The sequence below is a fragment of the Dermacoccus barathri genome, assembly GCF_015070805.1.
GTDB classification, from domain to species: Bacteria; Actinomycetota; Actinomycetes; order Actinomycetales; family Dermatophilaceae; genus Dermacoccus; species Dermacoccus abyssi.
Map to the genome: position 1 here is coordinate 1 of NZ_JADCTK010000003.1, position 26,089 is coordinate 26,089.

Sequence of the window (26,089 nt, forward strand, 5' to 3'; positions counted from 1 at the left end):
GGCCAGCAAAAATTGTTGTTTGGCGATGATCACATCGGCACGCTGTTGAGTTCTCAAAACACCATCACACACCATCAACAAGCCCCACACTGAGTGGCGGCCCGTTTCCGGGGCAACTTCTCAAACTTAATCCATCCGGCTCTTGGGCGTCAAATCCAACCCGCCACCGCCACAACCGTGACCAGTGAAGATCTTCATCTCGCGCACTTGGCTCCAGACAAATCCATCAAACCCAAGCACCCGACCCGCACACTCAACCACCAACCAAAACAGTCAGTGTGAGCGGCTCCTGCCGCGATGCCCTTCCGGGCTGACTCCGTAAACATTAGGCGACCGAGCCGCGTCTCTGCAAATCGGGTCGGCACAACCCCTCGCGGCACCGTCCGTCCACCTCGTTCGGGCGCCTACGGCGGTGCCAATGCCTACAATCGCGGAGACAGCGCATGCCCGTCAGCGCGCCCTGTGGGGCGCCATGCAAAGGAGCAGTTTTCATGCCCGAAGCAGTGATCGTCTCTGCCGCACGCACCCCGATCGGACGAGCCTTCAAGGGCTCCCTCAAGGACGTCCGCCCGGACGACCTGGCCACGCAGGTCGTCGAGGCTGCCCTGGCCAAGGTTCCCGAACTGGACCGTGCACTCATCGAGGACCTCTACCTCGGCTGCGCCGAGCCGTCGGGCCGCCAGGGCAACAACATGGCGCGCGTCGTCTCCGTTCTCGCCGGAATGGACCACGTTCCCGGCGCCACGGTGAACCGCTTCTGCGCCTCCTCGGTTCAGACGACCCGCATGGCCGCACACGCCATCCGTGCCGGTGAGGGCGATGTCTTCATCTCAGCCGGTGTCGAGTGCGTCTCGCAGTACACGAACTTCTCCGGCGCTGGTGAGTCGGACTCGGGCGACCTCAACCCCAAGTTCGCCGACGCCATGGCCCGCACGGCGGAGACCGCGAAGACGAACGCAACCTGGAGCGACCCGCGCGAGCAGGGTCTCCTGCCCGACGTCTACATCGCCATGGGCCAGACTGCCGAGAACGTTGCCACCTACCGTGGTGTCTCCCGCGCGGAGCAGGACGAGTGGGGCGTCCGCTCGCAGAACCGTGCGGAGAAGGCCATCGCAGACGGTTTCTTCGCCCGGGAGATCGCGCCCGTCACGCTTGCGGACGGCACCGTCGTCTCCACGGACGACGGCCCCCGCGCCGGCGTCACGCTCGAGGCGCTCCAGGGCCTCAACCCCGTCTTCCGCGAGAACGGCACCGTCACTGCGGGCAACTGCTGCCCCCTCAACGACGGTGCTGCCGCCCTCGTCGTCATGAGCGACGTCAAGGCACAGCATCTCGGCCTCAAGCCGCTCGCCCGCGTCGTCTCCACGGGCGTCTCCGGCCTCTCCCCCGAGATCATGGGCCTCGGCCCGGTTGAGGCGAGCAAGCAGGCACTCGCCCGCGCCGGTATGAGCATCGGTGACATCGACCTCTACGAGATCAACGAGGCCTTCGCCGCCCAGGTTCTGCCGAGCGCCCAGGACCTCGGCATGGACCTCGACAAGCTCAACGTCAACGGTGGCGCCATCGCGCTCGGTCACCCCTTCGGTTCGACGGGTGCACGCATCACGACGACGCTGCTCAACGGCCTGCAAGCCCGCGACGGCCAGTTCGGTCTCGAGACGATGTGCGTCGGTGGCGGCCAGGGCATGGCCATCATCTACGAGCGCCTCAACTGATCGCTCTGATACCGACAGAAGCGGCCGGCGTCCCCGATGGGGCGCCGGCCACTTCTCTCGTGACGTGAGGCTCAGGCTTGGTCGCGGTGCTCGGACGTGGCGATGTTGACCATCCAGCGGGTGCCGAACTTGTCGGTGAACATGCCGAACTCGTCGCCCCACATCTGGACGGCGAGCGGCATCGTCACGTCGCCACCTTTGGAGAGGCCGGCGAAGTAGCGTCGCAACGACTCGGCGTCGTCGCCGGTGAGGCTGATCGAGATGTTGCCGCCCGGCGTGTACTCCATCTGCTCAGGGGTGTCGGAGCCCATGAGGACGAACTCGTCCGTCGTCGTCAGCATGCCGTGCATGATCTTGTGCGCTTCCTGGCCCTCGACGCCCATGTCGCCGAAGGTGGAGAGCGTGAGGTCTCCACCGAGGACGCCGTGGTAGAACTCCAGCGCCTGACGGGCGGTGTCACGGAACTGCAGGTACGGGCTGAGGCGCGAAGCCATGGTTACTCCTCGAGAGTGCCAAAAGGGAACGGCGAGCGCCGTATCGGCCACAGCATAAGCGTGTCGACCCTCGGTCCCCTTGCCCTCGCGAGCCCACGAGAGCCCGCCGATCGGGGACTCGCGTCAGAGCGAGCGTCGGACGGCGGCCAGCTCCGCTGCGAAGCCGTGGATGTCCGTGACCTGCGCAGCGTCGAACGAGACGGCGCGCAGCATCTCGGCGAGGAGGGCAGGGGCCACGTCGGCTCCCCCAGCGCCTGGGACCTCACGACGCTCGATGCCCGCCGCATCTGCGTGGGCATCGCCCAGGCGTTGGACAAGCGAGCCCAGCGAACTCCGCCAAGAGCTGCGCTGCCCAGCCTCGTCACCGGGGCTGAGGGCGCGCAAACGCCGAACGACCCGCTCGAGTTCCACCTCGAACGGGTCGTTCACAGCCTGGGTGTCAGTCACGCAGACGCGCCAGGAGGCGCAGCATCTCGATGTAGAGCCAGACGACACTGACGAGCAGGCCGTAGGCCAGCAGCCAGGAGGTCTTCTCCGGGACGCCGGCGCGCACACCGTCCGAGATGGAGTCGAAGTCGATGGCCAGCGAGTACGACGCGAGAGCCACGGCGAAGATCGAGATCGCGATGCCGAGCGGTCCCGAGCCGCCGATGCCGAAGCCTTCCTGCAGACCCGTCAGGACGAGCACGAAGTTGACGAGCGCAAAGAGCATGTAACCGATGAGCATGTACATGAAGATGCGGCGGCTTCGAGCCGTGACGCGGATGAGGCCCGTCTTGTAGCCGAGAAGCACACCGGCGAACACACACAGCGTGGCGAGAACAGCCTGGACGACGACGCCCGGGTAAGCCGTGTTGAAGAACGCACTGACGGCACCGACGAACACACCCTCAGCGAGGGTGAAGGCGATGATCAGAGGCACCGAGATCGTCTTGCGGAAGGCGATGATGAGCGACAGGACGAGGCTGACGATGGCGCCACCGGCCCAGAGGCCGAGCACGGTGGTGTTCTGCTGCGAGTCGATGGCGCGCTGGGCGAACACCCACGAGCCACCTGCCACGACGATGAGCAGACCGAAGAGGGCGATCGACTTCATGACGACGTCGTCCATCGTCATGCTGCGACCGCTGCTCTGCTGCATCGGCGCCCGCGGCGCGTACTGCTGATCGAAGCCCTGCTGACCGAACGGCTGCTGACCGTAGGGCTGCTGCTGGAAGCCCGGCTGGCCGTAACCCGGCTGCTGGCCGAACTGCTGCTGGCCGTAACCCGGCTGGGCACCCTGCTGCTGGGAGCCGAAGCCGGCGTACTGACCAGAACGCAGGTTCTTGTCGAAGTTGCTGAAAACCGGATTACCGGCCATGTGCCCTCCAGGGACGGAATGAATGGTGCCCTCGACGGGAGTCGAACCCGCAACACAGCGATTTTAAGTCGCCTGCCTCTGCCGTTGGGCTACGAGGGCACCCCATCGTAGCGAGAAGGTGTTCAGGAGCCGTAAGGCGGAGCTGTCGGGCAAATAGCCGTCGAGATGTTTGACCGCGTCAACGAACGCTGCGAATCGGTTGTTCCCGTTCCGCGCGAGGGAGTGAGCGCTCAGGCCGTGATGCTGAGGGCGATGCCGTCGAGGATGTCGGTCTCGCTCGTGCGCACCTCGGTGAGGCCTGCTCGTGCAGCAACGCGTTGCACTACGGCTCGCCAGATAAGAGCTCCCGCTCCGATGACGTCGACGCGCCCGGGGTGCATGAATCCGTATGCCGCCCGCTCGTCGCGGCCGGCGCCGAGCAGTGCGTCACACGAGGCGAGCGCCTGCTCGAGCGTGAGTTCCGCTCCGTGGATTCGCGACGAGTCGTACGACGACAGGCCCAGCGCGTGGGCTGTGACCGTCGTGACCGACCCGGCCAGGCCGACCAACGTCTTCGCCGCAGACAGGTCGACGACCTTCTCGGCCTCGTCGAGCGCGGCGTCGATGTCGACCATAGCCGATTCGATCTCTGCGGCAGTCGGTGGGTCGGAGCGCAGATGGCGCTCCGTCATGCGCACCGATCCGATGTCGAGCGAGATCGACTGCTCGACGTCGTCGGTACCGAGCACCAGCTCCGTCGAGCCGCCCCCGAGGTCGACGACGAGGAAGGGCGCTTCCGCGTTCTGCGCGCGCAGCGGCCCTGTGGCTCCGGTGAAGCTGAGTGACGCCTCCTCGTGCCCCGAGACGACCTCGGGCACGACGTCGTAGGAACCGAACGCCGATTGCACGCCGTCGACGAACTCGCCGGCGTTCGCGGCGTCACGCGAAGCCGACGTCGCGACGAAGCGCACGGCGTCCACGCTGTGCTCGCGGCAGATCTGGGCGTACTCACGCGCGACGAGCAGGGTGCGCGCCATCGCTTCGTCGGCGATACGTCCGGTCACGTCCACACCCTGGCCGAGGCGGACGATCTCAGTGCGGCGAGCGAGGTAGGTGAGGTCCTCACCGTCACGATCGGCGACGAGGAGCCTGATCGAGTTGGTACCGCAGTCGATCGCACCGACGCGCATCGTCACTTCCCCTCTTCGGCGGGCACGGCGCCGCAGCAGCCGTTCTTCCACCAGTCGTCGCCGAGCAAGGCGATGGCTTCGTCACCCAGCGGATTGATGCCGGGGCCGACAGAGAGCGAGTGCGCCACGAGCACGTGGAGGCACTTGACGCGCGTCGGCATGCCGCCGGCGCTGATGCCGTCGATCTCGGGCACGTCACCGAGCTCGGCGCGGCGCGCCAGGTAGTCCTCGTGGGCGCGACGGTAGGAGGCCGCGAATTCTTCGTCCTCGGCAAGACGGTCGGTCATCTCCTTCATGACGCCCTGCGATTCGAGCGTGGAGATGGCACCGGTCAGGCGCGGGCACGTGGCGTAGAAGGAGGTGGGGAACGGGGTTCCGTCCGGCAGACGCGGCAAGGTGCGCACCACCGTCGGGCAACCGCACGCGCAACGCGCCGAGACCTCGACGGTTCCGCGAGGCACACGCCCCAACTGGCGCTCGATGGCCGCGGTGTCGCTGGCGCTCACAGACGAGCTGATCTCACTCATTTCTTCCCCTGCTGACTCTCGTCGGACGACATCTTCACCGAACCCCACAGCTGGCCGTACCAGGGGTGACTCGACAACGTCGTCGCGTTCGCGACGCCCGTGGAGTTCGTCACCGCATGCGGCTTGTTGCGGTCGTCGACGTAGACCGTCACCTTCTGCCCCGGCATGGCGTAGCCGAGGCGCTGCGTCGCCTGCTTCTTGATGTACGCCGGGTCCTCCCAGCGCTTCTTCTGCGCCTCGAGCGCCTCGACCCGCTTCTGGCCATCGATCTTCTGCTGGCGCAGGTCGGCGATCTCGCTGCGCTGCTGCAGGTAGCTGCGCAGCGTGGGCGTCAGGACGACGAGCATGAGCGCGAAGAGCGCTCCCAGGGCAAGAGCACGGCGGACCGTGCGCGGGTTCGCCCGACGCCGACGCTCGATGGGTGCATCGAACTGCTGACGCAGGCTGGGGCGCGTCGAGCCGCTCGGGCGCGAACGGTCACGCCCGGAGCGTGCCGGGCGGCTGTTCGGGGCAGGACGCGCCCCTCCCGTTCCACCGCGTGCGGCGGAACGGGAGGGGCGGGACTTCTTCGGCTTCAAACCGCTCAGTTACCTGCGAAACGCGGGAAGGCGCTGCGACCGGCGTACACCGCGGCGTCGTCGAGTTCCCACTCGATGCGCAGCAGACGGTTGTACTTCGCGACGCGCTCGGAACGAGCCGGCGCACCCGTCTTGATCTGGCCGCAGTTCGTGGCGACGGCGAGGTCTGCGATCGTCGTGTCCTCCGTCTCACCGGAACGGTGCGACATCATGCAGCGGTAGCCGTTCGTCTGCGCGAGCGTTACGGCGTCGAGCGTCTCGGTGAGCGAACCGATCTGGTTGACCTTGACGAGCAGCGCGTTGCCGGTCTTCGTGTCGATACCGCGCTGGAGACGTTCAGGGTTCGTGACAAAGAGGTCGTCACCGACGAGCTGAACCTTGTCACCGAGGGTCTCGGTGATGTGGGCCCAGCCCTCCCAGTCCTCCTCGTCCAGCGGGTCCTCGATGGAGACGAGCGGGTAGGACTTCACGAGGTCGGCGTAGTAGTCCGTCATCCACTTGGCGTCGCGCTTCTTGCCCTCGAAGGTGTACTTACCCTTCTCGCAGAACTCGGACGCGGCGACGTCGAGCGCGAGCGCAACGTCCTTACCCGGGACGTAGCCGGCCTTCTTGATGGCGTCGACGATGAGGTCGAGCGCAGCGCGGTTGGAGTCGAGGTCGGGAGCGAAGCCGCCCTCGTCGCCCAGGCCGGTGCTGAGCTTCTTGTCGTGGAGCACGGCCTTGAGCGCGTGGTAGACCTCGGTGCCCATGCGCAGCGCCTCTCTGAACGACTCGGCGCCGATCGGGGCGATCATGAACTCCTGGATGTCGACGTTCGTGTCGGCGTGCGAACCACCGTTGAGGATGTTCATCATCGGAACCGGCAGGACGTGGGCGTTCGGGCCACCGACGTAGCGGTAGAGCGACAGGCCTGCCGACTGGGAGGCCGCGCGGGCCACGGCGAGCGATACGCCGAGGATGGCGTTCGCGCCGAGCTTGCCCTTGTTGTCCGTGCCGTCGAGAGCGATCATCTCGGCGTCAATGAGGCGCTGGTCGTCGGCCTCGGCGCCGAGGAGCTCGGGCTGGATCTCCTCCATGACCGAGTTGACCGCGTCCTGGACACCCTTGCCGAGGTAGCGGCCCTTGTCGCCGTCACGACGCTCGACGGCCTCGAACTGACCGGTGGAAGCGCCGGAGGGAACGGCCGCCTCACCGACGGAGCCGTCGTCGAGCACGACGACCGTGCTCACTGTCGGGTTGCCGCGCGAGTCGAGAATCTCGAATGCGCCGATGCTTTCAATGGTTGCCACAGAATCTCTCCGATGCAGTGAGGGGAACGGTCACGTCGTTCGACCGCGGGCTGTGTGCGACGCGATGGCCGCTCACCTCCGAGCCTAACGAACCGAGCCGGAACTGGCCGGTAGCAATGCCGTGGTGAAGCTCATGTGGACGCATCGCTGCGTCGAGCGCCCGCGCGGGCGTCGAGATCGCTCAACGCCGTGGCCAGGGCCACGCTCGGATCGACGCCGAGTTCGCGAGCTTGAACGACGAGGTCGAGCAGTGCCGGGCCGAGGGCGTCGCCGCTCGTCACGTCCGCGACGAGATCGCCGTGGCCGGCCTTCGTCAGGCGGGAGACGTACTTCGTGGCGCGCTCGAGCGGCGGCAAACCCGACGGGACACCGGCCAAGGGGTCGTCGGCGTCGCGCTCGGGCCTCTCGTCGGCCTTGATGCGGGCCCACTCCGCTTCGACTTCCTCGGGCGAGGACGCGGCGCCGTCGGCAAACACGTGCGGGTGGCGGCGGACGAGCTTGTCCACCAGGCGCCCCGCGACGGCGTCGATGTCGAAGCCGTCATCGGCGCGTTCGGACGCGACGCGCGCGTGGAAGAGCACCTGGAGGAGCACGTCACCGAGCTCCTCCTCGAGATGCGCGCTGTCCTGCTCACCGATCGCCTCGACGACCTCGAAGGCCTCCTCGACGAGGTACGGCGCGAGGCTCGCGTGCGTCTGCTTTGCATCCCACGGACACCCACCCGGCGAGCGGAGCGTGTCCATGACGGCGACGGCGTCGAGCAGCCGGGCGCCGGGAGCGTCCCACGACCCGACGACGACTTCGACGGGCGGCGGCGAGTCGAGGCGCGTCAGCTCACCGGCGAGCGCGTCGGTGAGCCCTGGGTCGGCGTCCGACGATCCGAGCCATACGACATCCTGCTCGTCGGCCGCGTCGACGAGGCGCCGGGCCAGATCGGGCGCCGCGACGTCAACGACGAGTTCGACCTCGAGGCCCGCCTCGGTGACGGCCTCGACGAGCGGCTCCTCCGCGTCACGCCCGAGGACGAGGCCCGCGGACTCGATGCGGCTCCAAGCGTCACGTGTCATGAGCCCGGCCGGCACGCGCGGGCTGACGACGACGAGGCCGATCGATCCGGCGTTCATGTCGGCACTCATCGGCGTCCTCCTCGGGAAAGTTCCTGCGCCGCAGCGGCGGCCGCGATGTCGTCGAGCAGCACCGCCTGAACGAGCTGCGTGGCCCACTGCAGGATCGCCTCGTCGCGCAGTGGCTTGCCGCCGACGGGCTTCGTCATGGGCGTGGGCACGAGCAGGCGCTCCTGTGCACTCTTGACGAGGGTGCCCGGGAAGAGCCGCTCGAGGCGCAGCTGCTGCGATTCGCGCAGCTCGGTGACCGGCCCGAAGCGCACGTACTTGCCCTGCACACCGATATCGCTGATGCCCGCCTTGCGCGCGACGGTGCGCAGGCGTGCCACGTCGAAGAGGTTGAGCACCGGCTGCGGCGGCTCGCCGTACCTGTCCTTGAGCTCGGCGATGATCTCGTCGAGAGCTGCCTCGTCCTCGACGCTCGCGAGCTTCTTGTACGCCTCGAGGCGCAGACGCTCCCCCGGCACGTACTCGTGCGGCAGGTGCGCGTCGACGGGCAGTTCGATCTTGATCTCGACCGGCATCGTGTTGCCCTCGTCGCCGCGGTAGTCGGCCACGGCCTCGCCCACCATGCGCACGTAGAGGTCGAACCCGACGCCGGCGATGTGACCGGACTGTTCACCGCCGAGGAGGTTTCCGGCGCCGCGGATCTCGAGGTCCTTCATCGCGATCTGCATGCCCGCCCCGAGGTCGGTGTGGCTCGCGATCGTCTGGAGTCGGTCGTGTGCCGTCTCCGTGAGCGGCTTCTCCGCGGGGAACATGAAGTACGCGTAGGCGCGTTCGCGGCCACGGCCGACACGTCCACGCAACTGGTGCAGCTGGCTCAGGCCGAGCTGGTCGGCCCGCTCGACGATGAGCGTGTTGGCGTTGCTGATGTCGAGGCCGGTCTCGACGATCGTCGTACAGATGAGCACGTCGAACTTGCGCTCCCAGAAGTCGACGACGACCTCCTCGAGACGGGCCTCGCCCATCTTTCCGTGGGCCGTGGCGACACGCGCCTCAGGCACGAGTTCGCGAATGCGAGCAGCCTGCTTCTCGATGCTGCCGACCTTGTTGTGGACGTAGAAGACCTGACCCTCACGCATCAGCTCGCGCCGGATGGCGGCCGTGATCTGCTTCTCGTCGTACGCACCGACGAAGGTGAGGACAGGGTGGCGCTCCTCCGGCGGCGTGGCCAGGGTCGACATCTCACGGATGCCGGTGACCGCCATCTCGAGCGTGCGCGGAATCGGCGTGGCCGACATCGCGAGCACGTCGACGGCCGTACGCAGCTGCTTGAGCTGCTCCTTGTGTTCGACACCGAATCGCTGTTCTTCGTCGACGATGACGAGGCCGAGATCCTTGAACTGGACCTCCTTGCTCAGCAGGCGGTGAGTACCGATGACGAGATCGATCGAGCCGTCCTTCAGGCCCGCGAGCACCTCGCGGGCCTCCTTGTCGCTCTGGAAGCGCGAGAGCGCACGCACCGTGACGGGGAAGCCCGCGTACCGCTCGGAGAAGGTGGAGAAGTGCTGCTTGACGAGCAGCGTGGTCGGCACGAGAACGGCGACCTGCTTGGAATCCTGAATCGCCTTGAACGCGGCGCGCACGGCGATCTCGGTCTTGCCGTAGCCGACGTCACCGCAGACGAGGCGGTCCATCGGAACCGTCTTCTCCATGTCGGCCTTGACCTCGTCGATACTGCTCAACTGATCCGGCGTCTCGACGTAGGCGAATGCGTCCTCCAACTCACGCTGCCATGGGGTGTCCGGTGCGAACGCGTGACCGGGCGTGGCCTGGCGCGCGGAGTAGAGACGGATGAGTTCACCCGCGATCTGCTTGACGTGACGGCGCGCCTTCGACTTCGTGGCGGCCCAGTCGGAACCACCCATCTTCGACAGGGTGGGCATCTCGCCGCCGACGTACCGGGTGACCTGGTCGAGCTGATCGGTGGGGACGAAGAGTCGGTCGCCCGGCTGCCCCCGCTTGCTCGAGGCGTACTCGAGCACGAGGTACTCACGGGTGGCTCCGCCGACGGTGCGCTGCATCATCTCGACGAAGCGGCCGACACCGTGCTGTTCGTGGACGACGTGGTCGCCCGGCTTGAGCTGCAGCGGGTCGACGACGTTGCGGCGGCGCGACGGCATGCGTCGCATGTCCTTCGTGCTCGCCCCGGCCGAACCGGTGAGGTCGGCCTCGGTGAGGACGACGAGACCGAGGTCGGGCATCTCGAAGCCGTGCCCGAGCGCGCCGGTGGCCACCTCGACGCCGGCCTGCACCTGCGTCATCGGGCGCGAGGCCACATCGTGCTCGCCGAGCACCTGCGTCACGCGCTTGGCGAAGCCGGGCCCGTCCGTGACGACGGCGACGGATCGCCCGGCGTCGACGTGGGCTTTGATGTCGGCCGAGGCCTTCTCCGTGTCACCGCGGTAGTTGGGCACGTCCTCCGACGCGATGGTGACGCGAGTGCCGGGCAACTCGTCCTCGAGGAACTCCTGCAGGTCGTTGTCGGCAGCGAAGGAGCTGAACGACCACCACGCGCGCCCGCCGGCGAGCGCCTTGTCTCGCAGATCCGACAGCGCCCAGTAGGAACCGCCGTCGAGGATCGAGCGCAGGTCGACCGGAATGGCGTTGCCGGCAGCCGCGTTGTTCCAACTTGCGTCGAGGAACTCCTGGGAGGTGTTGACGAGGTCGTGGGCGCGGGTGCGCACACGCTCCGGGTCGAGCAGGACGACGTGGGTTCCCGGGCGCACGACGTCGACGAGCGTCTCCATCCCCGCGGGAAGAAGTGCCGGCATGAGGGATTCCATGCCCTCGACGGCGATGCCTTCGGCCACCTTGGAGAGCATGTCGGTGACGCCGGGCAGCGTCGGGGCGAGCTCGGCGGCGCGCTCACGGACCTCGGGCGTCAGCAGCAGCTCACGGCACGGCGGCGCCCACAGCCCGTGCGGGTTGACCTCGAGCGAACGCTGGTCGGCCACCTTGAACCAGCGGATCTCTTCGACGACGTCGCCCCAGAACTCGAGGCGCACCGGGTGGTCCTCGGTGGGCGGGAAGACGTCGAGGATGCCACCGCGCACGGCGAACTCACCGCGCTTCTCCACCATGTCGACGCGCGTGTACGCAGCACCGACGAGGGCTTGGACGATGTCTTCGAGCGGGCGCTCGTCGCCGGCCGCGAGGCTGACCGGTTCGAGATCACCGAGCCCCTTGGCGAGCGGCTGCATGAGCGCCCGCACGGAGGCGACGACGACCTCGATCGGCCCGTAGGTGCCGCCGGATTCGGGGTGTGCGAGGCGTCGCAGCACCGCCAGGCGCTTGCCGACCGTGTCGGAGCGCGGCGACATCCGCTCGTGCGGGAGCGTCTCCCAGCTCGGGAAGTCGGCGACGGCGTCGTAGTCGAGGAAGCTGCGCAGGACGGCCGTGACGTCGTCGGCCTCACGACCGGTGGCCGTGACGACGAGCAACGGAACGCCACCCTCACCGGGCGCGCAGGCGCCGGCGAGCGCCGCCGCGATCGGTCCGCGCAGGCCGGAGGCGGCCGCGACATCGACGAGGCCCTCCTCGCCGCGCAACGTGAGCAGCCTGCCGACCGAGGCGTCCGCGCACACCCGCTCGAGCAGCGGCATGAGCGGCAGATTGGTGGCCTCGGGCATTCGCGGAACTCCTTCGCGGGCGGTTGGATCAGGGCGCGCAGCCGTGACGCCTTCGCGCGCCGCCGGGGCGGACGAAGGCGTGACCTCAGTCTAGGTGCGCTCTGCGACAACCCCGGAACGGCGCGGAATCATCCCGCTCACGGGCGGCCGAACAGTTCGACGTCACGAGCAACCGACGAGCCTTCGAGGCGCAGCAGCGTCCAGCCGTCACCCGACGGCTCGAGGATGACGCGCGGCGTCTCGTCCGGGTGACCGGACGCGTCACCCGGGCCCTTCTCCTCGACGATGCGGCTGTGCAAGTAGGACGACCAGCGCACGCGCACCACGACGTCGCGCCCAGGCTGAACGTTGAGGACGAGGTGCGAGGCGCTCTTGCCGCGCAGCGTGGCGCCGTCACCGATGAGCGGTTTCGTGCCCGAGACCTCGAACAGGCGCCAGTCACGGTTCGACCAGACCTCGCGCCATCCCTCAGGCTGCGCGTTGGCGGTGCGCCACTCCCCCGTGCGCTTGACCGGGTGCTTGTTGAGCGCGACGTACCGGACGCTCGAGTCGCGCAGCCAGCCGTTGAGGTGCTCCGGCGAGATGCTCGCCTCCCGGTCGACGAAGGCATCGGAGAGGCTGCGGTCGGCCTGCGTCTCGTAACCGCGGGCGAGCCAGAAGTCCTTGGCGAGGACGAAGGCCGAGGTGTGCGTGCCGTCGGCGACCACCTCGACGCGGCTCGTCTCGATACCGGGCTGGCGCTTCAGGGCGTCCGCGAGCGGTTGGTACACCGTGACCGACGACGCCGAAGCGCGCGAATCCGCGAGGTCGTGCGCGGTGAAGTAGGCGGACCAGACGAGTGCCGGGACGACGGCGAGCGCGGTGAAGCGGTTGCTGCGCCGGGCCGTCGCGGCCACTGCTACGGGCAGGACGGCGAACACGAGCCGCGCGAGGTTCGACCCCATCGCGTTGGGCACGGCCGAGAACACGACGATGGCGAACGTCGCGATGACGATGGCGACCTTGACCGGACGCGCCGGGTTCGCGAAGAGGAAGACCGCGAGCAGGGCGAGGGAGATGAGCGCGCGAGCCCAGCCGTAGCCTTCGGGGCCGCTGCTGCCCCACAGCCACGACGAAACACCGAGGAAGGCCAGCCCCGCGAGGATCGGCACGATCGACAGGCGTTTGCCGAGGAATCCCGCGCCCAGACCGACGAGCACGAACGCCACGGCCACTGGCGACGCCAGGCCGCTGAGGACGACGAGGAACGACGCGAGCCAGCGCCGATCGCGGATGGCAGCGTCGAGGGCTCCGATGGCGATGACCGCACCGACGAGGAACGTCGTCCGGCCGGCACCGAGGGTGAGGAGGGCACTGATCGTGGCCACCCAGACGGCGACGATCGGTCGGCGAACCTGGGTCACAGTGAGGGCCACGGCCCACGGAATCGCGAGGGCCGCAAGCGCGACGACGAGGTGCGCGCCGAGCAGCGCCGACAGCCACGGCACGATGACCGAGTAGCCGCCGGGCGGATGCGCTCCGGAGTACCAGCTGAACCAGTACCCTAGCGTCACACCGGCACGAGCGGCCTGGGCGCGTGCGAGGGCGGCCCACATATCGCCCACTCCGGGCGCGATGAGGACGAAGAGCAGGCCCCCGACGGCAACGACGGCCGTCGCGGACCAGGCGTGCAGCGCGAGACGTCGGCTGACGTGCTCGGTGACGCGTTCAGTGGGCATGCACGATGTTCTGCGCGTCGGTGAGCCCACGGTGGACGAGAGCTTCGACGGCGTCGCCGCCTGCGGGAACGAGGAAGTCGAGTTCCTTGCGTTCGCTCGCGTTGAAATCCTTGAGCACGAAGTCGGCCACGTCCATGCGCCCGGGCGGACGACCGATGCCGAGACGCACGCGCAGGTAGTCCTTCGTGCCGATGCTCTTGCTGATGGAACGCAGGCCGTTGTGGCCGCCCTCTCCGCCGCCGAGTTTGAGGCGCACCGCGCCGAAGTCGACGTCGAGTTCGTCGTGCAGGATGACGAGACGCTCCGGCGGGATCTTGAAGAACTTCATGAGCGCGCTGACGGGTCCACCCGACTCGTTCATGTAGCTGCTCGGCACCGCAATGACGGCCTTAGGCCCGGGCATGCCGCCCGGCATGGTGCCGAGGCGGATTTCGGCTGCGGCGGCCCGTGCTTTGTGGGCGCGCAGCGTGACGCCTGCGTCAGCTGCCATGCGTTCGACCACCATGGCGCCGACGTTGTGGCGGTTGCCCGCATACTTCGGGCCGGGGTTGCCGAGGCCGACGACGAGCCAGGGGTCCATGGGCGTCCTTTCCACGAGCGACCAGTATGCCGCAGGGCGGTGACGACGAAGGCCCCCCGCCGCCTGCGACGGCGACGAGGGGCCTCGTCAGAAAGTCCTGTTCGGACCGGGGATCACTCCTGCTCGGAGTCGTCACCCTCGGCTGCGTCGCCCTCGGCGGACTCGCCCTCAGCGCCCTCGGCACCTTCGGCGGCCTCGGCCTCGTCGGACTCGTCGTGCTCGATGCCGGCCTCGGCCTCGGCGTCGGCGAGCTCGGCCTCGAGAGCCTCAGCGGAGATCTGCTCGGTGATGTTGACGACGAGCAGTTCCTCGTCGGAGTCGAGCGTGACGCCCTCGGGCAGCGTGATGTCCTTCGCGAGGATCTGCGTGCCGGCCTCAAGGCCCTCGACGGAAACCGTGAAGAACTCGGGGATGTCGGTGGCCGGGGCCTCGACGGACAGCGTCGCGTTCTCCGTCGTGACGACGGTCTCGGGAGCGGCCTCGCCCTCGACGTGGACGGCGACGTCGACGACGACCTTCTCGCCGCGCTTCACGATGACGAGGTCGACGTGCTCGATGTTGCGGCGCAGGATCTCGCGCTGGACGTCGCGGGCGAGCGCCAGCTCTTCCTTGCCGTCGTAGCGGATCGTGAGCAGGTTGTTCGGGTTCTTCACGGCGAGCATCGTGGCGTGACCCTCGAGCTCGAGGTGAACCGGCTTCTCACCGTGGCCGTAGAGAACGGCGGGGATCTTGTCCTCACGGCGGATGCGGCGGGCAGCGCCCTTGCCGAACTCCGTGCGGATGGTGGCGTCGAGGTAGGTCTTCTCCTGTGCCATGGCTGGCCTCCAAGCGGAAGGGGCTCGCGCTTGCGCGCGAACCGACGTATCGGGTGCGGTGGCCTCGACGCGGGGCGATGTACGGGCACGAGTTCGCGCGGGTACGCCACTTCGTCACACGCTCACACAGAGCGGACGTCGAACGGAGAACCACCGCGTCGATCACGGACCCTGGATCCGAACGGCGACTTTCGTCGCGCGCCCGTGCAGCGTCCCTCGCCGAGGCAACGTCGACCAGTCTAAACGAGCGACGCCACGGACGCGAAACGGCCCCGAACCGCCGCACGTGCGGGGTTCGAGGCCGTCATCGGGCGAGGTGCTTACTGCGCCTCGTCGAACATGCTCGTGACCGAGCCGTCCTCGAAGACCTCACGGATGGCCTGCGACAGCAGCGGCGCGATGGACAGCACCGTCAGCTTGTCGAACTTCTTCTCCGGCGTGATCGGCAGCGTGTCCGTGACGATGACCTCGCGGGCCACCGAGTCGTTCAGGCGCTGAACGGCCGGGTCGGAGAAGATCGCGTGCGTCGAGGCGATGACGACGGACGCGGCGCCGTCGTTCATCAGCGCGTCGGCCGCGTGGCAGATGGTGCCACCCGAGTCGATCATGTCGTCGACGAGCAGGCAGGTGCGGCCCTCGACCGAGCCGACGACGCGGTTGGCGACCGACTGGTTGGGGCGCGTCACGTCACGCGTCTTATGGATGAAGGCGAGCGGTGCGCCGTTGAGGCGCTTGCTCCAGGCCTCGGCGACCTTGATGCGGCCGGCGTCCGGCGAGACGACGGCGAGGTTCTCGTTGCCGTACTTGCTCGCGACGTAGTCGGTGATGACCGGCAGGGCCTGCAGGTGGTCGACGGGACCGTCGAAGAAGCCCTGGATCTGGTCGGTGTGCAGGTCGACCGCCATGAGGCGGTTGGCGCCGGCCGTCTTGAACATGTCGGCGACGAGGCGGGCCGAGATCGGCTCACGGCCGCGCGACTTCTTGTCCTGACGTGCGTAGCCGTAGAACGGCGCGACGACGGTGATGCGCTTGGCCGAGGCGCGCTTGAGCGCGTCGACCATGATGAGCTGCTCCATGATCCACTGGTTCACCGGAGCGGTGTGGCTCTGGATGACGAAGGCGTCACAACCGCGCACCGACTCGTCGAAACGCACGTACGTCTCCGAGTTGGCGAAGTCGTAGGCCTGCGTCGGCACGAGCTGGGTGCCGAGCCCCTCAGCCACCGCCTGCGCGAGTTCGGGGTTGGCCCGTCCGGAGAAGACCATGAGGTTCTTCTCGGTCGTGCGCTTCATGGACAGGCTCACTTCGAGGTCCCTTCGTCAGCGGATTCCGGAGCAACAGTAGTTGACGGGTCGGCGTTCGTGGCGGCCCGGGCGTTGTTCTGGGCGGCCTCGTGCGTCTTCGTGCCCGAGCGGCGGCGCTCGACCCACCCGTCGATGTTGCGCTGCCGGCCGCGGGCGACCGCGATCTGGCCGGAGTTGACGTCGCCGTCGACGGCGGAACCGGCGGCCACGTATGCGCCCGGCGCAATGGTGACGGGTGCGATGAGCACCGAGTCGGAGCCGACGAAGCTGTGGGCGCCGACGTGCGTCACGTGCTTGTTGACGCCGTCGTAGTTGGCGAAGATCGTGCCCGCGCCGATGTTCGCGCCCTCACCGATGACGGCGTCGCCGCAGTAGGTGAGGTGCGGCACCTTGGCGCCGTCGCCGATCTGGGCGTTCTTCGTCTCGACGAAGCCACCGATCTTGCCCTTGGCGCCGAGCTCAGTGCCGGGACGCAGGAAGCTGAACGGACCGACCGTCGCCTCGTCGCCGACCTTGGCGAGCTGGGCCTGGGTGCGCACGACGCTCGCGCCGTCACCGACCTCGGTGTCGACCAGCGTCGTGTCGGGGCCGATCTCGCAGTTCGCGCCGATCGTCGTGGCGCCGCGCAGCTGCGTGTTCGGGTGGACGACGGTGTCGCGCCCGATCGTCACCTCGACGTCGACGAACGTCGTCGCCGGATCGATGACGATGGCGCCGTCACGCATGGCCTGCTCGACGATGCGCTTGTTGAGCTCGCGGCCCATGGCGGCGAGCTGCACCTTGTCGTTGACGCCCTCGGTCTGCATGAGGTCGTCGATCGTGTGCGCCTCGACGCGGCCGCCCGCCTCGCGGGCAAGCCCGAGGACGTCGGTGAGGTACTTCTCGCCCTGGGCGTTGTCGGTGGTCACCTTCGCGAGGCTCTCGCGCAGCACCGCCGCGTCGAACGCGTAGATGCCGGAGTTGATCTCGCGGATCTCGACGGCGTCCTTGTGCTCGGTGCCCTCCTCGCGGGCCTTCAGCGCGTCCTTGTGCTCGATGATGCCCGCGACGGAACCCGCGGCGTCACGCAGGATGCGCCCGTAGCCGGTGGGGTTCGGCACGACGGCGGTGAGCACGGTGACGGCGTTGCCGCCCTGCTCGTGCGCCGTCGTCAGCTCGGTGAGGGTCTGCGTCGCGAGCAGCGGCACGTCGCCGTAGGTGACGAGCACGGTGCCGGAGAGATCGTTCGGTAGCATCTCGAGCGCGCACTCCGCAGCGCGACCGGTGCCCTTGACCTTGTCCTGGTCGGCGATCGTCGCGTCGGGAGCGATCTCTGCGATGTGCGCCGCGACCCGCTCACGCTGGTGGCGCACGACGACGGCGAGGTGCGACGGCTCAGTGCCCCGGGCGGCCGCGACGGCGTGCCCGACGAGGGAACGTCCGCCGATCGTGTGCAGCACCTTGGGGATGTCTGACTTCATGCGGGTGCCCTCGCCGGCGGCGAGGACGATGACGGCTGCGGGACGCGGTGCGCTCACGTGTGAAGCTCCCCTGCGATTCGGTGATGTCTGGAAGCTGCGGCCCGCCTTGGATCACGAACGGGCAGCAGTAGCACAGCGACTCTACCGCCCCACTTCCCGCCTCGCCCCGGGGAACGCTTGTCCCGGCCTGGACGCAAGGCGCCATGGGCGTCTTGCGTCCAGCGTGTCGTGCGGCGCCGTTCCGGCATCCGGGCGGCGCTCGTTGGAGCGCGAGAGGGGGACTCGGCGTCCTTCATACTTGCGGAATGAAGCACACCGGCGCGAAGCCCGCCGTCCTGCATCAGCGCGTCGGCTGGCTCGAGCTGCCAAGCCCTCGATCGGTCAGGCCATTGCCGGTGTCTCCCAGGCCCTCGTGTTCTACGTGCCCGTGGCCGTCGTCTGGGTCTTCGGTGACCACTGGGTGCCGTGGATCGTCCTCGTGACGCTGTTCGCCTACGTTGTCGCCAACATCGTTCTGCAGGCCATGGGCGCGAAGCGCATCACGGCGTTCGTCGAATCGGGTGGCTTTGAGGAGCGGATGGGCGCGGCGGCCAAGCGCACGACAGAGCCGAGCGTCGGCAACGGCGAGCTCGGCTGAGCATGAGCCACGCGTCTGTTCCCTCGTCGGCCGAACCGGCCGAGCAACCCGTCCGTCGTACGCGTGTGCGCTCCGTCGGCCGCCGGGTGCTGCGCGGCGTGGTCACGCCGTTTCTCGTCGTCACGGTGCTGTCGCTGACGTTCAACGCACTCACCACTCCCCCGAAACGCCTCGACGCCCCGACAGGTGCCGACGTCGACGTTCAACTGCGCGACGGGCGAACCGTCAGCGTCCATTACGAACGCTGGGGCGACGCAGCTTCGACGCAGACTCCGCTCGTTCTCGTTCACGGTTTCGCCGAGTCGACCGTGTCGTGGTCTCTCGTCGCACCGCAGCTGGCGAAGGACCGGCCCGTCGTCGCCGTCGACCTGGCGGGCTCGGGGTAACTCGCAGCACTCGGGGCGCTACTCGCTCGACGACCAGAGCGACCTCGTCCTCGGCGTCGTCGAGGCACTGCAGCTCGACAAGCCGACGCTCGTCGGGCACTCACTCGGGGCCGCCGTCGTCGGGGCGGTCGCCCTCGAGCACCCCGATCGGATCTCCGGCATCGTCTTCGCCGACGGTGACGCCCTCCCGTTCGACGGACGCGAGGGCGAACCGCCGGCCGTCGCGTCGTTCATCGCACGCACTCCGTACGCCCTGTCGCTGTACCGCCTCGGCACGCACTGGAACTGGTTCCCTCGGCGCATCTTCGACGCACAGTGCGGAAGTGTCTGCCACGGCCTGCAGGGCGCGAAGGGCGATGCCCTCGTCGACGCGTGGATCCGCCCGCTGCGGCAACGCGTCGCGGAGGAGGCGATGCTCGACACGGCGGATCGACCGATGCTCCACCTCACGCCCGAGCAGGTCCGCGCGATTCGGGTGCCGCGCGCCGTCCTGTGGGGCGAGGAGGACGCCACCGGTGGCGGCTCACGCGAGGGCGCCGAGCGCAACCTCGGCCACCCGCCTTCGGCGACCGTCGCGAACGCCGGGCACCTGTCGATGGTGGCGGACCCGGACGGCTTCGTGCGCGCGCTCAACGGTCTCCTGGGCCGGATGACACCTGCCGGCTGACCTCGTTCCGCCAGCCCGGATCACCCTCGCGCGGCAAGCGTGAAATCGACCTTCTACCCGGTCCTGCGCCCGAGCGGTCGGCGCGTCGATAGACTCCCGCGAGAACCATCGTCGGGCCCTCGGGCGAATCGGGTTGGAGGACAACAGGTGTCAACCCAGCACAAGAAACTGCGCGTTGCGCTCATCAACGACTTCGAGATTGTCGTCCAAGGCCTCGACGCTCTCCTCAGGCCGTACGCGGACGAGGTCGAGCTCGTGCCGCAGACCCAGATCAGCCAGGGCGTCGACATTGCGTTGTACGACTGTTTCGCCATGGCCGACCGCGGCTGGTCGACCCTCAACGTCTTGAGCGCCGACGAGAACGTCAAGCGCATCGCCGTGTTCACCAAGAGCATTCCACAGTCGTTCGTCGACCGGATGCTCGACATGGGGGTCACGGGCGTCCTGTCCAAGGCGCTGGGCGGCGAGGAACTCGTGCGATCCCTGCGCGCCATCGACTCCGGCGAGCACGTCGTGTCGGATTCGCTCTCCATCGAGCTCGAGCGCGGCACGTGGCCGGGGCGCCGTCAGGGCCTCACCGAGCGTGAGAGCGAGGTCGTCGCGCTCATCTGCCAGGGCATGCCGAACGACATCATTGCTGTGCACCTGCACCTCACGCTCAACACCCTCAAGAGCTACATCCGCACCGCCTACCGCAAGATGGGCGTCACGACGCGCTCCGAAGCCGTGCTGTGGGGAGTCGGTTACGGCTTCCACATGACGCCGCCGAGCACCCCGGACACGTCCGCAGACTGCTGGACGCCGCGACCCATCGAGAGCAGCGGGAACGTCACCAACAGCGCCACGCCCGCGTCACCGGCCGAAACGGCCAGGTGACGCGGGCGTCCGCGTTTCGTGCGTCAGCTCTTCGGCATCCAGATGCGGTCGAGGTAGTCGCGCATCGAGCGATCGGATGAGAAGAAGCCGGAGCGCGCGACGTTGAGCACCGCCGAGCCGGTCCAGCCGTCGACGTCCCGGTAGGCAGCGTCCACGCGGGCCTGCGCGTCGAGGTAGGACTGGAAGTCGGCGAGCGCCATGAACCTGTCCTTGTAGAGCAGATCATCGACCACCGGCGCCGCGAGCGAGCGGTCGCCACCGGTGAAGTGGCCGCTCGCGAGCAGGTCGATGGCGCGCTTGAGCGCCGGGTTCGACTCGTAGAAGGACGACGGCGTGTAGCCGCGGTCCGCGAGCGCCGCCACCTCGGGCTCGAGCATGCCGAAGAGGAAGAAGTTCTCGTCGCCGACGAGTTCGCGGATCTCGACGTTCGCGCCGTCGTCGGTGCCGATCGTCAGCGCGCCGTTGAGGGCGAACTTCATGTTGCCCGTGCCGGAGGCCTCCTTGCCGGCGAGGGAGATCTGTTCGGAGAGGTCGGCGGCGGGGATGAGCTTGTTCGCGAGCGTCACGTTGTAGTTCGCGGGGAACGCGACGGCCATGAGGTCGGTGACGCGCGGGTCCTGCGCGATCGTCTTCGCCACCGAGTTGATGAGGAAGATGATCTCCTTCGCCATGAAGTAGCCCGGCGCCGCCTTGGCGCCGAAGACGAAGGTGCGCGGCACGACGTCCTCGCGGTGCACACGCCCGCTCGTGATGTCGTCGTACATCGAGACGATGTGCAGCAGCTTGAGCGTCTGACGCTTGTACTCGTGCAGGCGTTTGACCATGACGTCGAGCATCGCGTGCTCGGGCAGTTCGATGCCGTCACGCTGGCTCAGGATGGAGCGCAGGCGATCCTTGTTGGCCTGCTTCACCTGGCGGAAGCTCTCGGTGAACGCGGCGTCGTCGGCGTAGGGCTCGAGTTCGCGCAAACGCTCGAGGTCGGTCTCCCAGCCGGGGCCGATCGTGTCGGTGACGAGAGTGGACAGCTGCTGGTTCGCAAGGCGAATGAAGCGGCGCGGCGTCACGCCGTTCGTCACGTTCGTGAACTTGTTCGGCCACAGGGCCGCGAAATCGGGAAGCAGCTTGTCGCGCAGCAGTTCCGAGTGGAGCGCTGCGACGCCGTTGACCTTGACGCCGGCGACCGTCGCGAGGTTGGCCATGCGGACGGCCCGCTCGGGGTGCTCCTGGATGACCGACATGCGGCGAACGCGCAGTTCGTCACCGGGGAAGGCTTCGCGAACGGTGTCGAGGAACTCCTCGTTGATGCGGTAGATGATCTCCATGTGGCGCGGCAGCAGGCGCGTCATGAGCTCGACGGGCCACACCTCGAGGGCCTCGGGCAGCAGGGTGTGGCAGGTGTAGGCGAAGCACTTGCTCGTGACCTCCCACGCGGCGGCCCACTCCATGTCGTGCTCGTCCATGAGCAGACGCATCATCTCTGGAATGGCGATGACGGGGTGGGTGTCGTTGAGCTGGAAGATGATGCGCTCGTCGAGCCTCGTGAGGTCGAAGTCCTCCTCGAGCGTGCGGTCGATGAAGTCCTTGAGCGAGCACGCGACGAAGAAGTACTGCTGCTGCAGGCGCAGTTCACGCCCCTGCGGCGTCGAGTCCTCCGGGTAGAGCACCTTCGAGATGTTCTCGGCGAAGGTCTGAGCGCGCACGGCCTCGGCGTAGTCGCCGGAGTTGAAGATCTTGAGGTCGAACTCCTGCGTGGCGCGGGCGCTCCACAGACGCAGTGTATTGACGACGCCGTTCTGGTAGCCGGGAACCATGTAGTGGTACGGGATGCCCTGCACGTTCCAGGCCGGCAGCCAGCGGCGGCGGGTGCGGCCATCGCCGTCGATGTACTGCTCGGTGGTGCCGCCGAAGTTGACCTGGACGGCGCGGTCGGGGTGCGGGAACTCCCAGGGGGCGCCGAGGGAGAGCCACGCGTCGGGCACCTCGACCTGGCGCCCCTCTTCGAAGGTCTGACGGAAGATGCCGTACTCGTAGCGGATGCCGTAGCCGATGCTCGGCACGTCCATCGACGCGAGCGAGTCGATGAAGCAGGCGGCGAGGCGGCCGAGACCACCGTTGCCGAGGCCGGGCTCGATCTCCTGGGCACGCAGGAGGTTGAAGTCGAGGCCGAGCGACGTCATGGCCTGCTCGGCGATGTCTCCGAGGTCGGTGGCGAGCAGCGAGTTACCCATCTGGCGGCCCAGCAGGTACTCGGCCGAGAGGTAGCCGACCATCTTCGTCGGGTTCTGACGACGACGCTCCGCGGTGCGCAGCCAGTCGGCCATGAGGTAGCCGCGGATGGTGCGGGCCAGCGCGAGGTACTGGTCGGTGGTCGTCGAGCGCTTGAGGGCGACGCCGGCCTCGAAGTTGAGTTCGTCGAGGAACGCCTTGGCGAAGCCGTCGACCGTGCGCTCGGGGCCGACAACGGGCTCGGTGGCCCGGGGGCTTGTGGGCTCGAACGCCGAGCCCTTGACGGAGCTGTCGAGGCGCGGGGTCTCGTCGGCGAGCCAGCCTGCGCTGGGACGATCGGACGGGTCGTGGGACATGAACTCTCCGGGGGAAATCGAGGTCGGTCGGGCCCGCTCGTGCGGCACTCCGATCCTAGGTCGTGGCTGCTGGGTGCCCGATCCACGCGTGACGGTGGCCGTGATGTCTCGCCGAAATCGATTCTCCGGCAGCACTCCCCCGCGGACAGCTACTCGTCCGTATCGCGGGCGGACAGCAGCAGCCGCGGCATCGCCGCAACCGGGACGCCGGCCAGGCGATCAACTTCTCCTCAGAGCCCTCTCGAGGGAAGCGCGCACGTCGTCGGAGTCGGCGCCCAGCGTCCTCGCGCGAGCGGCGAAGCCTTCGGCGAGGGAGTCGAGTTCGCTCGTGTCACTCGGACGTTGTCGGGCCTTCACTCGAGTTCCTGCGGCGCGGCGTGTTTCGACGTAGCCCGCGGCCTCGAGCTCTTTGAACGCCCGCGAGACCGTGCCGGGGGCCACCTGCAAGTCGCCGGCGAGTTGTCGCACCGTCGGCAGACGCTCGCCCTGCCCGAGTTCGCCCGTGTCGATGAGGAGGGCCAGCTGCCGCCGGATCTGTTCGTAGGGCGGGGTGGGATCGGCAGCGTCGACGCGCAGTGCACTCATCGCGTGGCCGCCCGAGCGAGCTGGGTGCGCACGCCCACGAGGCAGGCGACGAGCGCGATCAAGAGCCCTGCGACGCCGCACCAGTGCGCCACGGGGACCCAGGTCGGCGCACCAGGCTGGGTCGTTCGGGTGCCGCCCGTCACGAGGAGCGCGACGCCGGCAAGGCTGAGACCGAGCGCCAGGAGGGCAATGCACTGGAGCGAGCGAGCACTGCGGTGACGCAGAGCGTCGTCGCTGACGGCTTCGGCGTGATCGGCGTTGAGTTGCGGACGCGCAGCGGCCGCGCGGAGTCCTACGAGCAGGCCGACGCACAGGACGAGCAGGCTGACTCCGAGCGGCACCCCGTAGTAAGCCCCCGGCCATGGGCTGCGGCCTTCGCCCCCGAGGGCCGTCGCCCATTCGACGGCGCGGCCATCGCGGCCCATGTCGTCCGCCGACGCGGTGAGGCCGGCGAGCACGAGCAGTCCGACCAGCGCCCCGAGCGTGACGAGCATTGTTGTGGCTGCCGCACGCGAGACGAAGTCGGACGGGTTTCGGCGTGCCAGGGACGCCGAACGCTCGACCGCTCCTTCGCGCGGCGCGCTCATTTCGCCGACCGCCATGACGACGATGGCCACCGCGCCCGCGAGGGCGGGAGCGACGACAAGGCCACGCCCCAGCGAACCGCCGAAGGTCACGCTCCCGGCGAAGGCCGCGACCCCGCAGACGAGGGCGACGAGGCGAGTGGCGCGAAGATGCCGCCCTGCGCGTCGTTCGATGGATGTGCCCGAGTCGTCACCGCGCCGCGCAGAAAGGGCGACAACCAGAATGCCGACGACGAGCATGACCGCGCCGATGAACAGAATGGGCATACCGGACTCCTTGTTTCAAGTGATTGATACAAGCAGTGTGCGACCCGGCAACCATTTGTGTCAATGGCTTGGAACAAGGGTGTGAGACCACGACCCGCCACCTGACGCTCACGAGCCCTAGGGGCGTCGCACATGCGTCACCAGAACGAGGGAAACAACAGACGGAAGGCACTGCCATGACTCAGACGACCCCCGAGTCCGCGACCACCGACGGCCTCTCCCGGCGTCGCGTTGCTGCGGCCGCCGCGTGGGCAGCTCCGACGCTCGTCGTCGGCGCTGCCGCCCCAGCGTTGGCTGCCTCCCCTTGCCCGAGCGTCGCCTACACGCTCGACTGGGGCACCAACACCTACACGCGCACGAGTGGAACGCAGGGGAAGCTGACGTCGAGCGACCCCGCGGGAGCAGCTCCGCCCATCAGCGTGACGGTGGACGCCGCCTACACGGGGAACATGAAGTCCGGCGCCGAGACTGGCGAGAACCGCAACCTCACGGTCGAGGCCGGGGTGGTCGGCGGCATCTACGCGGGCGGCCTCACCATCCTGCAGTCGCAGACGGGCACCTACTCCAGCTACCAGCGCAATGCGCGTGGCACGTACACGTTTTCCTTCACCGCGAATGGCCGACCGGTCGCTGTGAAGGGCCTGACGTTCACGATCACGGACATCGACAGTCAGAGCGGCGACTTCTGGGACGTCGTCGAACTCTCGGGGGCCTTCACGGTGACATCGCGCGGCTCGACCGTCATCGGTTCTGCCACAGAAGCCGCCCCTGCCAAGCAGTCGGGCACGAGCACCCCCCTGGCGAACTTGTCATCGTCCGGCAACATCACGGTCACCTACGCGGGACCGATCACGGGGTTCACGATGACGTACTGGAACGCCCAGACGAGCTTCTCCGGCGTCGATCGGTCCCAGGCCATCTACGTGAGCGACATGACGTTCACGAGCAGCAACTACTGCTGAACCACACTGCGCTCCGCAGGAACGCACAGCCCCTCAGCTGGCTACGTTTCCTGCGGTTGGTGACGGCGGATCGCAGCCAACCGCAGGAAACGTAGCCAGTTCGCCGTCACCCACGCTGCAGGGCAGGTTCGCGCGACGTTCGTCTCGGTTCCCGGCGGCTCGTGGCTTCCCATCCGGTGTTCCAAGAACAGGGCAAACCCGCATCCATACTGCAGCCTTGGAGAGTGTCTTGGCGCCTACGCATGAGCGTGACCACGATGCCAACGAGCACAAGAACACCGACTAGCAGGGAAACCCACACTGGAACACTGGAGCCCGAGTTATACGAGGGCGGCGTAAAAGGAAGTCCCACCGAGTGGAGAACCTGAACCGTATTCACCGTGGATAATCCACATTGCAATGCCTCGCTCACCACCGAGCGGGGCATTTTGCGTGCCCCATCACCACACCGACGATCCGCCGGCGCCCACACTAGGCCCGAAGTGCCGGATGGGACTTCATCTCGACACGCTCGGGGAGAAATCAGCCGCCGAAATCGCTGCGAACCGCAGATTCGCAAACGTAGAGGGCAGTTATTCGCAAACTAGCTTGGGCGGGCTCCCCGGGTTGGAATCGAACCAACGTCGCTAATCCTGATTCAAAGTCAGGCGGCCCCTGCCAGCAGAGCAACCGGGGAACGTCCGCGAACGGACCGCCCCAGAGTAGTTCACCGCCCGCACCTGCGGCACATCGGCGCACGGCCCGACCCGCGAGCGCCGAACTCGCCTGCGAGCAG

Annotated in this window: 22 protein-coding genes and 2 tRNA genes; 5 read left to right on the top strand and 19 right to left on the bottom strand. The window is 68.0% G+C overall.

All coding sequences use genetic code 11. The features are described from left to right. Positions 1-491: 491 nt before the first annotated feature. Positions 492-1,715, top strand: coding sequence for an acetyl-CoA C-acetyltransferase (locus IM689_RS05680; protein ID WP_193643247.1), 1,224 nt, complete (start codon positions 492-494; stop codon positions 1,713-1,715). Positions 1,716-1,786: 71 nt separating this feature from the next. Here the strand turns inward: IM689_RS05680 and IM689_RS05685 are convergent, their stop codons facing one another. From IM689_RS05685 to glmU, 15 genes are all read right to left on the bottom strand, one after another. Next, complete coding sequence (locus IM689_RS05685; RefSeq protein ID WP_193643248.1) at positions 1,787-2,209, bottom strand: VOC family protein; 423 nt, start codon at positions 2,207-2,209, stop codon at positions 1,787-1,789. A gap of 123 nt (positions 2,210-2,332) precedes the next feature. After that, positions 2,333-2,656, bottom strand: a complete 324-nt coding sequence (locus IM689_RS05690) for a hypothetical protein (protein ID WP_047312238.1) — start codon at positions 2,654-2,656, stop codon at positions 2,333-2,335. After that, positions 2,649-3,569: a Bax inhibitor-1/YccA family protein gene (locus tag IM689_RS05695; protein WP_193643249.1), complete on the bottom strand. Its 921-nt coding sequence runs from the start codon at positions 3,567-3,569 to the stop codon at positions 2,649-2,651. Before IM689_RS05695 ends, IM689_RS05690 begins: the two co-directional genes overlap by 8 nt. A gap of 23 nt (positions 3,570-3,592) precedes the next feature. Next, positions 3,593-3,668, bottom strand: a tRNA-Leu gene (locus IM689_RS05700). Positions 3,669-3,799: 131 nt separating this feature from the next. Then, positions 3,800-4,738, bottom strand: a complete 939-nt coding sequence (locus tag IM689_RS05705) for a Ppx/GppA phosphatase family protein (RefSeq protein WP_193643582.1) — start codon at positions 4,736-4,738, stop codon at positions 3,800-3,802. A gap of 2 nt (positions 4,739-4,740) precedes the next feature. After that, on the bottom strand, positions 4,741-5,265 hold the full coding sequence (locus tag IM689_RS05710; RefSeq protein ID WP_193643250.1) for a DUF501 domain-containing protein: 525 nt from the start codon (positions 5,263-5,265) through the stop codon (positions 4,741-4,743). Next, the gene (locus IM689_RS05715; RefSeq protein ID WP_193643251.1) at positions 5,262-5,843 is read right to left on the bottom strand and encodes an FtsB family cell division protein; all 582 of its coding nucleotides are present in this window, start codon (positions 5,841-5,843) and stop codon (positions 5,262-5,264) included. Before IM689_RS05715 ends, IM689_RS05710 begins: the two co-directional genes overlap by 4 nt. Before the next feature lie 5 nt (positions 5,844-5,848). After that, complete coding sequence (eno, locus tag IM689_RS05720; protein ID WP_193643252.1) at positions 5,849-7,132, bottom strand: phosphopyruvate hydratase; 1,284 nt, start codon at positions 7,130-7,132, stop codon at positions 5,849-5,851. 131 nt (positions 7,133-7,263) lie between these two features. Next, positions 7,264-8,268: a MazG family protein gene (locus IM689_RS05725; RefSeq protein ID WP_227484563.1), complete on the bottom strand. Its 1,005-nt coding sequence runs from the start codon at positions 8,266-8,268 to the stop codon at positions 7,264-7,266. After that, positions 8,265-11,891 carry a transcription-repair coupling factor gene (mfd, locus tag IM689_RS05730; RefSeq protein WP_193643253.1) on the bottom strand — a complete coding sequence of 1,209 codons (3,627 nt, stop codon included), beginning with the start codon at positions 11,889-11,891 and terminating at the stop codon, positions 8,265-8,267. Before mfd ends, IM689_RS05725 begins: the two co-directional genes overlap by 4 nt. 137 nt (positions 11,892-12,028) lie before the next feature. Next, complete coding sequence (locus IM689_RS05735; protein WP_193643254.1) at positions 12,029-13,609, bottom strand: hypothetical protein; 1,581 nt, start codon at positions 13,607-13,609, stop codon at positions 12,029-12,031. Further along, positions 13,599-14,189: an aminoacyl-tRNA hydrolase gene (gene pth, locus IM689_RS05740; protein ID WP_193643255.1), complete on the bottom strand. Its 591-nt coding sequence runs from the start codon at positions 14,187-14,189 to the stop codon at positions 13,599-13,601. The genes IM689_RS05735 and pth overlap by 11 nt, the downstream gene beginning before the upstream one ends. A gap of 113 nt (positions 14,190-14,302) precedes the next feature. After that, entirely contained in the window at positions 14,303-15,004 is a 702-nt protein-coding gene (locus IM689_RS05745; RefSeq protein WP_193643256.1) for a 50S ribosomal protein L25/general stress protein Ctc, read from the bottom strand. Between the two features lie 320 nt (positions 15,005-15,324). After that, positions 15,325-16,296 (bottom strand): ribose-phosphate diphosphokinase, encoded by a 972-nt coding sequence (locus IM689_RS05750; protein WP_047312561.1) that lies wholly within the window; start codon positions 16,294-16,296, stop codon positions 15,325-15,327. Positions 16,297-16,304: 8 nt separating this feature from the next. Next, a complete protein-coding gene (gene glmU, locus IM689_RS05755) occupies positions 16,305-17,825 on the bottom strand; it encodes a bifunctional UDP-N-acetylglucosamine diphosphorylase/glucosamine-1-phosphate N-acetyltransferase GlmU (protein WP_193643257.1) in 1,521 nt (506 codons plus the stop codon). A 241-nt stretch (positions 17,826-18,066) separates the two neighbouring features. Here glmU and IM689_RS05760 point away from each other — a divergent pair, with 241 nt between their 5' ends. The 3 genes from IM689_RS05760 to IM689_RS15005 all read left to right on the top strand — a co-directional run bounded on the left by IM689_RS05760 (position 18,067) and on the right by IM689_RS15005 (position 20,334). After that, positions 18,067-18,405, top strand: a complete 339-nt coding sequence (locus IM689_RS05760; protein ID WP_193643258.1) for a hypothetical protein — start codon at positions 18,067-18,069, stop codon at positions 18,403-18,405. Between the two features lie 186 nt (positions 18,406-18,591). Beyond that, positions 18,592-19,458 carry an alpha/beta fold hydrolase gene (locus IM689_RS05765; protein WP_193643259.1) on the top strand — a complete coding sequence of 289 codons (867 nt, stop codon included), beginning with the start codon at positions 18,592-18,594 and terminating at the stop codon, positions 19,456-19,458. A gap of 147 nt (positions 19,459-19,605) precedes the next feature. After that, on the top strand, positions 19,606-20,334 hold the full coding sequence (locus IM689_RS15005; protein WP_193643260.1) for a LuxR C-terminal-related transcriptional regulator: 729 nt from the start codon (positions 19,606-19,608) through the stop codon (positions 20,332-20,334). Positions 20,335-20,357: 23 nt separating this feature from the next. Here the strand turns inward: IM689_RS15005 and IM689_RS05775 are convergent, their stop codons facing one another. The 3 genes from IM689_RS05775 to IM689_RS05785 all read right to left on the bottom strand — a co-directional run bounded on the left by IM689_RS05775 (position 20,358) and on the right by IM689_RS05785 (position 24,352). After that, the gene (locus IM689_RS05775; RefSeq protein ID WP_193643261.1) at positions 20,358-22,916 is read right to left on the bottom strand and encodes a glycogen/starch/alpha-glucan phosphorylase; all 2,559 of its coding nucleotides are present in this window, start codon (positions 22,914-22,916) and stop codon (positions 20,358-20,360) included. Positions 22,917-23,135: 219 nt separating this feature from the next. After that, the gene (locus IM689_RS05780) at positions 23,136-23,501 is read right to left on the bottom strand and encodes a GntR family transcriptional regulator (RefSeq protein ID WP_193643262.1); all 366 of its coding nucleotides are present in this window, start codon (positions 23,499-23,501) and stop codon (positions 23,136-23,138) included. Further along, positions 23,498-24,352, bottom strand: a complete 855-nt coding sequence (locus tag IM689_RS05785; RefSeq protein WP_193643263.1) for a hypothetical protein — start codon at positions 24,350-24,352, stop codon at positions 23,498-23,500. The genes IM689_RS05780 and IM689_RS05785 overlap by 4 nt, the downstream gene beginning before the upstream one ends. A gap of 176 nt (positions 24,353-24,528) precedes the next feature. Between IM689_RS05785 and IM689_RS05790 the strand changes: the two genes are divergently transcribed. Then, a complete protein-coding gene (locus IM689_RS05790; RefSeq protein ID WP_193643264.1) occupies positions 24,529-25,314 on the top strand; it encodes a hypothetical protein in 786 nt (261 codons plus the stop codon). A gap of 597 nt (positions 25,315-25,911) precedes the next feature. On the opposite strand, the gene IM689_RS05795 is transcribed toward IM689_RS05790, so the two are convergent. Continuing rightward, a tRNA-Gln gene (locus IM689_RS05795) sits at positions 25,912-25,990 on the bottom strand. Positions 25,991-26,089: the final 99 nt, after the last annotated feature.

What these genes read in the sequence shown, in the direction of transcription:
- IM689_RS05735 (WP_193643254.1), bottom strand. Translation starts at nt 13,609, where the DNA reads ATGCCCACTGAACGCGTCACCGAGCACGTCAGCCGACGTCTCGCGCTG.
- IM689_RS05745 (WP_193643256.1), bottom strand. Translation starts at nt 15,004, where the DNA reads ATGGCACAGGAGAAGACCTACCTCGACGCCACCATCCGCACGGAGTTC.
- IM689_RS05680 (WP_193643247.1), top strand. Translation starts at nt 492, where the DNA reads ATGCCCGAAGCAGTGATCGTCTCTGCCGCACGCACCCCGATCGGACGA.
- IM689_RS05775 (WP_193643261.1), bottom strand. Translation starts at nt 22,916, where the DNA reads ATGTCCCACGACCCGTCCGATCGTCCCAGCGCAGGCTGGCTCGCCGAC.
- IM689_RS05705 (WP_193643582.1), bottom strand. Translation starts at nt 4,738, where the DNA reads ATGCGCGTCGGTGCGATCGACTGCGGTACCAACTCGATCAGGCTCCTC.
- mfd (WP_193643253.1), bottom strand. Translation starts at nt 11,891, where the DNA reads ATGCCCGAGGCCACCAATCTGCCGCTCATGCCGCTGCTCGAGCGGGTG.
- IM689_RS05790 (WP_193643264.1), top strand. Translation starts at nt 24,529, where the DNA reads ATGACTCAGACGACCCCCGAGTCCGCGACCACCGACGGCCTCTCCCGG.
- IM689_RS05695 (WP_193643249.1), bottom strand. Translation starts at nt 3,569, where the DNA reads ATGGCCGGTAATCCGGTTTTCAGCAACTTCGACAAGAACCTGCGTTCT.
- IM689_RS05750 (WP_047312561.1), bottom strand. Translation starts at nt 16,296, where the DNA reads ATGAAGCGCACGACCGAGAAGAACCTCATGGTCTTCTCCGGACGGGCC.
- IM689_RS05785 (WP_193643263.1), bottom strand. Translation starts at nt 24,352, where the DNA reads ATGCCCATTCTGTTCATCGGCGCGGTCATGCTCGTCGTCGGCATTCTG.
- IM689_RS05725 (WP_227484563.1), bottom strand. Translation starts at nt 8,268, where the DNA reads ATGAGTGCCGACATGAACGCCGGATCGATCGGCCTCGTCGTCGTCAGC.
- IM689_RS05710 (WP_193643250.1), bottom strand. Translation starts at nt 5,265, where the DNA reads ATGAGTGAGATCAGCTCGTCTGTGAGCGCCAGCGACACCGCGGCCATC.
- IM689_RS05685 (WP_193643248.1), bottom strand. Translation starts at nt 2,209, where the DNA reads ATGGCTTCGCGCCTCAGCCCGTACCTGCAGTTCCGTGACACCGCCCGT.
- IM689_RS05780 (WP_193643262.1), bottom strand. Translation starts at nt 23,501, where the DNA reads ATGAGTGCACTGCGCGTCGACGCTGCCGATCCCACCCCGCCCTACGAA.
- pth (WP_193643255.1), bottom strand. Translation starts at nt 14,189, where the DNA reads ATGGACCCCTGGCTCGTCGTCGGCCTCGGCAACCCCGGCCCGAAGTAT.